The sequence below is a fragment of the Halodesulfurarchaeum sp. genome (genome assembly GCF_036626455.1).
Taxonomy (GTDB): domain Archaea; phylum Halobacteriota; class Halobacteria; order Halobacteriales; family Halobacteriaceae; genus Halodesulfurarchaeum.
In genome coordinates this window covers 1-6,551 of sequence record NZ_JAZKRK010000063.1, presented here as the reverse complement: position 1 = coordinate 6,551, position 6,551 = coordinate 1, and the positions used below count along the sequence as shown (strand labels likewise).

Here is a 6,551-nt window from a genome sequence, read left to right as displayed (position 1 = left end):
GAGCCTGCGAGCGAAGTCTTCCTCTGGCTCAACTTCTCGCACCTGGACCGTCTCAGAACACTCGAACCGGTGAACGGCTGGTCCGCCAGGACCGCCGTGAACCGGTCGGTGGGCAGAGTGCAAGCCAACGTGCGAGAATTGAACCCTGGAAGACGAGCGAGCCTGCGAGCGAAGTCTTCCTCTGGCTCAACTTCTCGCACCTGGACCGTCTCACCTCACCCAACTCCGCGAACCCTTCTCAAGACAAACGACCTCGAGATCAATCCAACCGACAACCCAGTTGCAAACCCACCGAAAACACAGTCCCGATTACCACCGGGGCGAGTCCGGCGAGCCGTCGACGAACCGCTGATTCGGTTCGAACCCCCGGTCCTCGGGTTGTAGGCCGCTCGTTTTGATGATCTCGAAGGCCCGCATGAGATCCGTCCGAGAGAGCAACCCGGCCATCTCGCCGCGGTCGTCGACTACCAACAACCGCCCGATAGACTCCTTTTGCATCCGCTCGAGCGCCGAGGCCGCGTTCGCCGACGCCTCGATCGTCTTGGGGTCGGGGCTCATGATGTCACGGACGGTGTACGCGTCCCGCTCGACCGGATCCACCTCTCTGGCATCGGACAAGGTGACAATACCGATGATCTCATCGTGGCGCTCGACCGGAAATCCCGTGTACCGGTGGCGGAACATCGACTCGATCAGGTCCGCGACGCTTCGGTCCGGTTCGGTGGTCATCACCGACTCGGCTTTGGTCATCACGTCGGCGACGCTTACCCCCTCGAAGGCAGCTTTGAGCGTGGTCTGCTGGGACTCGCCAGCGGCCCCGATATAGATGAAGAAAGCGATCGCGATGAGGATGATGTTGAAGCTGAACAACCCCAGGATACCCAGGATGATGGCCACCCCCTTCCCGACTTCTGCGGCGAGATGGGTCGCTCTGGCGAAGGTCCGCTTCCGGGCCAAAAGCGCCCGCAGCACGCGGCCCCCGTCCATCGGGAAGCCGGGCAGCATGTTGAACGCGGCCAGGGCGAGGTTGATCACTGCGAGGTAAGCGACGAGGAAGCCAAGGACGTTCATCGTCGCGGGTATGACGAACAGTACCAGATACAGTCCGATCCCGAGGCCAATGCTCACGAGTGGGCCGGCAATCGCGATGCGCAGTTCGGCCTGCCAATCCTCGGGTTGATCGGAAAGTTGGGCGATCCCGCCGAGGAACCAGAGCGTGATCGATTCGATGGGGAACCCGTAATGTATCGCCACCAGTGCGTGCCCGAACTCGTGAAGGAGGACGCCGGTAAAGAGACCAATTGCGGCAATCATCCCAACCACGAGGGGCATCGGGCCCGCCGTCAGGATCGCAACGTCGAGTTGGAGGCTCAGGAGCGAGTTGAGCACCGACACCATCTCTTCGACCTGGGTGCTAATCAGCCAGCCGAACAGCGGCAGCACGAGGAGAAACGTGATATCGAGCTTGACCGGGATGCCAAACGCACTCCCGAGACGGAAGCTTCGCATACCACTATGTTGTCGGCAAAGCCGTTTAAGGTATAGGGCAGGCAACCGAACTCGCCTCCATGCCAAGCCCGATCATCCGCGGGAGCGACGAGATCAATTACGAGTCCCAATCGGCCGCCGAGGGGCTGCACAAAGGCGTGCTCATCGGAGCAGCTCAGGACGCCCCGAACTTCTGGATGCGCCGATTCACACTCGAAGCGGGAAAAACAGTCCCGAAACATACCAACGCGGTCGAACACGAGCAGTACGTCCTCGAAGGGGAGTATATCATAGGCATTCGAGCGGACGGGACCGACACCGAATACGAGGTGGAACCGGGTGACTCGCTGTTGATTCCGGCCGAGACAGTCCACTGGTATCGAAACACCGGCGACACAGAGGCGGCGTTCATCTGTGTCGTGCCAAACAGCGAGGACGAGATCGAACTGGTCGAGTGATCGAGACGGGGCGCTAAAATACCCCGACGCCGTACCCCGGCCCGTGTCCCGGCAGGCTGCACGCGTCGAAACGCTGTTCCTCCACGAAGGACAGGGGGAGTATCTGGTCGTCGCCCAGCGCGAGGGCGAGCGACTGTTTCGGGCCGTCCTTGACCTCAAGGAAACCTCAGCAGGGCCCAGGCCCGGTCGCTTCCGCATCAAAACGGACAGCGACGAGGAGCCACGGGCCCCCGAGGAGTTCGTCGAGATCGCCCGCCGGGCCGAACGCATCCGGATTTCCCAACAGACCGCTGAACGGGCCCGGGCCGAGTTACAGGAGATGCTCTCGGGCTATCAACTCGAAGCGACACCGGTCCGGACCTGTCGGCTCTGTGCCAATCAGTGGCGATACGGCCCGATCACGGAGGAGACGGCGATCAAGACCGGCACGGAGTACATCTGCCGGGACTGTGCGACCAGGGAACTCGAACGCGAACTCTCCTTTTCCGGGGGGTTCTCGGGGGCCGCCGAAGAGCGACTCGAGGAGTTGCTCTTCGAGGTCGGTGATCTCGACCGGATCGTCGACCTACTCCAGGGGGAGTTGGATCCGGAACTGACGAAGTTCGACGAAATCTCGGCGACGACCGAGGACATCCCGGACGTCCCTGTGAGCGATCTGTCACTTCATCCCGACCTCCAAGCACTGCTGGAAGACCGGTTTGACACGTTGCTCCCGGTGCAGAGTTTGGCCGTCGAGCACGGACTGCTCGATGACGAGGACCAACTCGTGGTCTCCGCGACCGCGACCGGCAAAACGCTGGTCGGGGAACTGGCGGGACTGAATCGGTTGCTCAGAGGTGAGGGGAAACTCCTCTTTTTGGTTCCACTCGTTGCGCTCGCCAATCAGAAGGAGGAGGACTTCCAGGCCGAATACGGCCACCTCGCGGACGTAACCATCCGGGTCGGGGCAAGCCGCATTCGCGAGGATGGCGTGGCGTTCGAACCCGACGCGGACATCATCGTCGGCACCTACGAAGGGATCGATCACGCCCTCCGGACCGGCCGCAACCTGGGCAATATCGGGACGGTGGTCATCGACGAGGTTCATACGCTGCAAGATCCGGAGCGTGGCCACCGGTTGGATGGGCTCATCTCGCGGTTGAAGTACTATACCGAGCAGCGCCAGGGGGGGCCGGGTGGCACCCAGTGGATCTATCTCTCGGCCACGGTCGGGAATACAGGCACCCTCGCAGGAGTGCTGGACGCCACGCCGATCGAGTTCGAGGAGCGCCCAGTTCCGATCGAGCGGCACGTCACCTTCGCGGACGGCCAGGAGAAGCCACGGATCGAGAACAAACTGGTACGCCGGGAGTTCGACGCCACCTCCTCGAAGGGGTATCGCGGTCAGACGATCGTCTTTACCAACTCACGCCGGCGCTGTCACGAGATCAGCCGCAAGTTGGATTATTCCTCCGCGCCCTACCACGCCGGGCTCGATTACGGCAAGCGCAAGCAGGTCGAGCGGCAGTTCGCCGAACAGGATCTCGCGGCGGTCGTGACCACCGCAGCTCTGGCCGCCGGGGTCGACTTCCCCGCCTCGCAGGTGATCTTCGACTCGCTCGCGATGGGGATCGAGTGGCTCTCGGTCCAAGAGTTCGAGCAGATGCTCGGGCGGGCGGGCCGCCCGGATTACCACGACCGCGGCCGAGTCTTCATATTGGTCGAACCGGACGGCGTCTACCACGGGTCGATGGAGCGCACGGAGGATGAGGTCGCGTTCACACTCCTCAAGGGAGACATGGAGGACGTCATCGCTCATTACGACGCGGACGCGGCGATCGCTGAAACCCTGGCCAACGTCACAGTCGGTGGGACTGCGGCAAAGCGGCTCAACGACCGGATGCTCGGGGATATCCCCACGAAGGAAGCGCTCTCGAAGCTGATCGAGTATGGGTTTATCAGCGGATTAGAACCCACGCCGCTGGGTCGAGCGGTCACCACCCACTTCCTCCAGCCGGACGCGGCATTTCTGATTTTGGATCACGTCAGAAAGGGGACCGATCCATACGACATCGTGGCTGATCTGGAGCTCCTCGACGAGGAAGCTTAGAGGAAGGCGAGTCCGGCGGCAGCGGGAGCGAATAGCACGCCGAAGTGTGCGAGCAGCAGTACGAGGAGAGCGCCGGGAATCCCACCGACTGCGACGACAAGGACCACAATCGGTGAGACGGCGACTTCGAAGCCGAGGAAGCCGGCGACCGCCAGGACCAGGAGCCCGAGGACGGCGTTGATGATGAACGGTTTGAGCGCTCTGAGCACGACGTAGGCCACGATCACGGCCACTGCGACCAGGAGCAGTAATCCGATTTCGATGGGTGTTGCCATGGTGTTATGGTGGTGGGCAGGGGAAAAGGGTCTTCTGTCCGTTGAGTCGGGTTTGGTCGGATTTGGGTGACTTGGGCCGGATTGGTCGCTCGGAACGAAACCCTCTTTGGGGCGCCCGGAGTAAATCGGTTCAGGGACCGTAGGGTAGCTTGGTATCCTTCGAGCTTTGGGTGCTCGTGACCCCGGTTCAAATCCGGGCGGTCCCACTTTTCTGACATCCACACGCGAGGACCGCGGAGCGTGTCCGATGCGTTGGATTCGCGGTTGTAGTGGGACCATCCCCGGATTTGAACACAAGTAGACGAGCGAAGCGACTCTACTGCTGGTTCTCAATCCGGGCGGTCACACGGTTCGGCTCCCTCCGCTCCCCGAAACGTGGGAGCGAGAGAGACGACGAAGTCGTTTCTCGTTGGTCCCATTGCACCGTTTTCATTGCAACGAGCGGCGCGTTGCGCCTCTCGGCATGACGAAAGCCGCAAAGCGGCTTGCGAACCACTCTCCACTCACGGCGGATTTGCCGCTGTTCGCGCGGTCCGAGGGATCTTCGACCCCACGCAATTACTCACCTTAACACAATAATGTCCGCCGATAATCGAGAATCAACGTGGGCCCTCAAACCACCAAAACCCAACCAAACTGTCCGTCCGCGCCAATTCATGATTCCCGGTGGTCATCGAAGGGTTTAGACGCTCGAACACCCTTTGCTTGAAATGGAGAGGAGAGGTCCGTCCTTTCTTCCCCCAGAGCGGGTAGGATCTGACCTCCCACCCTGGGAGGTTTGCCGCTTTTGTCTTTCCGAATACAGCAGTGGCAACCAATCGATGCTGCACCACGAATCCACGAACCCACACCACAGGATTCTCTTGACGAAAATTTATGAGCAGATTGACCCAACTCACCTGAACCGAACGCAGACATCCGCACCTGAAACTCGGTATCGTATCGACATCACTGCCGGACAGGGTAGAGTTCCAACCCAGCGATGGCGATTTCCGGCGAAACGATTATCGGTAAGACAGACGTAACACTTGTATAGGTCCGAAGCGGGTACGAGCACTGATGACACGGACGAAATCGCCACGGTAAATTTCAAAGTCACCGAATCATTCCTCGAAAAAATCGACGGCACCTGGAAGGGACGGGGATTCAATAGCCGGAGTGAGTTCATCAGGTACACGCTCCGAGATGCCATCAAGTTCCCGGCGTTCGACCGTGACGAACTCCTCGCCCTCCTTGAAGCCGAAGAGGACATCCAAGAGGAGCAGACGGTAGATGCTGAGGAGGCCCGTCAACGGTTTGGAACAAGCAATGAGTGATGGTGCATGGACATGGGAACTCTCATCGAAGGCGGAAGGCGACCTCTCTGAGCTGAATCCCACGAACCAAGACAGGATACTCGGAAAAACTCGATGCTATCGTCTCGTTCCCGTGGCGTGACCCGGCTGACTACGGTGAACCCCTCAAGAACAGTCCCTACCGAAAAATTCGAATCGGGGTTTCGACTTTCAGTGGTTTCAAAAACGACGAAAAACGGATGATTAGTGCGCGTATCAAACGTCGGGACGGTGCCTATATTGCCGACGATTAGCGCTGCTGAGTGAGTACAGGAAAAACGTCCGCTATATCCGTTGACATCCTCCCCGCGCTAAAGCGCGAGGCTTTCTCCTTGTACTTCCGTAAGCCTCAACGGGCCTCGTTCTGACGGCCTTCCCACCGCAGTTGATGCATATGATCTCGATGTCGCAGATGTGTATCAGACGCTTGCATAGTACTATGACCACCCTCAGGAGATGAGTGAAATCGAAACAGACCGAGAGGAAACCATCGAAACGCTCCGAGAAACTATTGATCGGCCCCCAAGAGCCAACTCCGATATGGCCGATTAATCGGGAGAAAACAGCGACAAAATAACGAAACCCGACTCACAAACGAGAACCGGAGCCGGTCAGTTTGTGATTCGAACCGTCGAATCGGCGATAAGCTGTCCAGACGGATTGTGGATGATCCGGATGGTGGTCTGACCGGTGTTTGCCACGTCCATTTCAATAGATCCGCCTGGTGAGAGACTGTTTTCACCGGATCGGTTACTAACACTTCTCGAAGTCGCTCCATTCACAGTGTAATTATACTCCGTGAGGTCGAGGGTGTCCCCGCCTTGGTGTGTGACTGTGACATTCTTATCCCCAGCATCCTGCATCGTAAGACTCGCTTGGGGCGCCTGTTGAATATCCCCACCAATTC

Annotated in this window: 5 protein-coding genes, 1 tRNA gene and 2 pseudogenes; 5 read left to right on the top strand and 3 right to left on the bottom strand. The window is 59.5% G+C overall.

The window, feature by feature from the left end; genetic code table 11:
* Window positions 1-309: 309 nt before the first annotated feature.
* Window positions 310-1,509, bottom strand: coding sequence for a CBS domain-containing protein (locus tag V5A26_RS11080; protein WP_332321817.1), 1,200 nt, complete (start codon window positions 1,507-1,509; stop codon window positions 310-312).
* A gap of 59 nt (window positions 1,510-1,568) precedes the next feature.
* On the opposite strand from V5A26_RS11080, the gene V5A26_RS11075 reads away from it, so the two are divergent.
* The gene (locus V5A26_RS11075) at window positions 1,569-1,946 is read left to right on the top strand and encodes a cupin domain-containing protein (protein ID WP_332321816.1); all 378 of its coding nucleotides are present in this window, start codon (window positions 1,569-1,571) and stop codon (window positions 1,944-1,946) included.
* A gap of 43 nt (window positions 1,947-1,989) precedes the next feature.
* Window positions 1,990-4,035, top strand: a complete 2,046-nt coding sequence (locus V5A26_RS11070) for a DEAD/DEAH box helicase (protein ID WP_332322523.1) — start codon at window positions 1,990-1,992, stop codon at window positions 4,033-4,035.
* Here the strand turns inward: V5A26_RS11070 and V5A26_RS11065 are convergent.
* On the bottom strand, window positions 4,032-4,310 hold the full coding sequence (locus tag V5A26_RS11065; RefSeq protein ID WP_332322004.1) for a pro-sigmaK processing inhibitor BofA family protein: 279 nt from the start codon (window positions 4,308-4,310) through the stop codon (window positions 4,032-4,034). The genes V5A26_RS11070 and V5A26_RS11065 overlap by 4 nt on opposite strands.
* A gap of 133 nt (window positions 4,311-4,443) precedes the next feature.
* Here V5A26_RS11065 and V5A26_RS11060 point away from each other — a divergent pair.
* From V5A26_RS11060 to V5A26_RS11440, 3 genes and pseudogenes are all read left to right on the top strand, one after another.
* Window positions 4,444-4,516, top strand: a tRNA-Pro gene (locus tag V5A26_RS11060).
* 822 nt (window positions 4,517-5,338) lie between these two features.
* Window positions 5,339-5,626 (top strand): ribbon-helix-helix domain-containing protein, encoded by a 288-nt coding sequence (locus tag V5A26_RS11055; RefSeq protein WP_332322522.1) that lies wholly within the window; start codon window positions 5,339-5,341, stop codon window positions 5,624-5,626.
* Window positions 5,619-5,898, top strand: a pseudogene (locus V5A26_RS11440) (type II toxin-antitoxin system RelE family toxin). Before V5A26_RS11055 ends, V5A26_RS11440 begins: the two are co-directional and overlap by 8 nt.
* Before the next feature lie 357 nt (window positions 5,899-6,255).
* Here the strand turns inward: V5A26_RS11440 and V5A26_RS11050 are convergent.
* Window positions 6,256-6,551 (bottom strand): annotated as a pseudogene (locus V5A26_RS11050) (hypothetical protein); the annotation flags it as partial.